This is a genomic window from Gordonia malaquae NBRC 108250 (genome assembly GCF_000344135.1).
Classification (GTDB): domain Bacteria; phylum Actinomycetota; class Actinomycetes; order Mycobacteriales; family Mycobacteriaceae; genus Gordonia; species Gordonia malaquae.
In genome coordinates this window covers 1-1,528 of sequence record NZ_BAOP01000084.1, presented here as the reverse complement: position 1 = coordinate 1,528, position 1,528 = coordinate 1, and the positions used below count along the sequence as shown (strand labels likewise).

2 protein-coding genes are annotated in these 1,528 nt (G+C 58.3%); one reads left to right on the top strand and one right to left on the bottom strand.

What is annotated here, in order from left to right:
• Nucleotides 1–243: 243 nt before the first annotated feature.
• On the top strand, nucleotides 244–534 hold the full coding sequence (locus tag GM1_RS21260) for a DoxX-related protein (protein ID WP_306302662.1): 291 nt from the start codon (nucleotides 244–246) through the stop codon (nucleotides 532–534).
• 199 nt (nucleotides 535–733) lie between these two features.
• On the opposite strand, the gene GM1_RS21255 is transcribed toward GM1_RS21260, so the two are convergent.
• Entirely contained in the window at nucleotides 734–1,486 is a 753-nt protein-coding gene (locus GM1_RS21255) for a TetR/AcrR family transcriptional regulator (protein ID WP_040520997.1), read from the bottom strand.
• Nucleotides 1,487–1,528: the final 42 nt, after the last annotated feature.

Below are 1,528 nucleotides of genomic sequence, written 5' to 3'. Positions count from 1 at the left end.
GTCGCCTAACGTTGTGTACCTGGTGTCCCGTTCGCTGACCCTAGATTACTGACACCCGAGCGGTCACGTCGGGTGTGGATCGGCCGCAATTCCGGCTGGGCTCAGATATTATGATTGCGACGAAAGGTGCGGCAATTGAAAATTGCTGAAAAGCAGAAGTCGAAAACCCCCCGCCCACCCCGGTGGGCTAGCCCAAAGGCAACGCATGTGGCTGCGGCCGTTACGTCTAGGAGTCCGGCGGTGGTGACAGCGAAAACCGCCTACAAGACCGGAAAGGCGACGACGTCGGTGTTGCCGAAATTGATCGGTTTGGGAATGGCGGGAACAGGGTTGGCGCACTTTGTTGTTCCGCAGGCTTTTGAATCGATCACCAAGCTTGCATTTCCCGAGAACACGCGTGAATGGACTTACGCGAATGGTGCAAGTGAGACCCTGATCGGCCTCGCCCTCTCCAACAGCCGGTCCCGCGTTTACGGTTTGATTGGGGTGGTCGCATATGTCGGGTTCCTCGGCAGGCGAGTCGTGCAAGCCTGACAGTGACCGCCGACATTCACTCTAATGCAGTGCCATGAAAGGATTACTCGTCGAGTTCGCTGACGTGCAGGGGCGCCTCGGCGAAGAGGGAAAAGCTTGTGGCGTGAGTAGTCCAATGGCTGCGTACCGGGGGTGCCGGCGGCGGAATTACATCCAGAGCCAGCGGCACACTGGGCCAGCAACTAGCTGCAAACGCGGGTCAGTTCATCTCGAGGCGGGACGCGAAACCGGGATGGCTAAATGGCAGATCAGGTGAGAAGGCAACGCCTACTGTTGCGCCTGCGCCGTTGATAATTCCCCACGTTGTCTCCGATAGGTGTGCGGCGAAATAGCTGTCGTTGACCCCTTGCTCACGACCGTTGTCGATCCACCACTGAGTCGCAGATAGTCCAGAACCCAGGATGGACGCCACTGCCAAGGGAATGATCGAGGCATCTGAGTGAATACGTTGCAGACTCTCAGTGAACCGATCGGCGACGACCTCCATCACCGACCTCAACTGGTCAGCAACTCCACCATTTCCCGATCCGGAGTACTGAAACAAGTGATTCGCCATAAGGAACCTGACGACCACGGGGTATTTCCCAACCAGCGCGACGTAGGACTGGACCGACGAGCGAATCATATCGTCAACAGACGCATGATCTTGCTCAGCAAAGATTGTGACTTGCGCCGACTCCCACATCAACGCACCGAGCTTCGCCGCCACTGCCCCGTTTAGACCCGCTTTGTCGCCGAAGTAGCGGTACAGCTTCGGTTTAGACACGCCTGCCTCCGCAGCAATGTCGTCCATGCTCACGCCTACGCCATGGCGGTCGATGGCCCGTATGGCCGCATCGACCAACTCCGCTCGTATTGCGACGCGATGGTCATCCCACCGGGTGCTGCGGGCATCACGCACCCGACGCTGTACCTGAGATGGCGCGGAGGAAACGCGGCGGACGACTGACATTGTGGAAACTATCCTACTGGAAGCCCGCAAGCTAATCAGGGC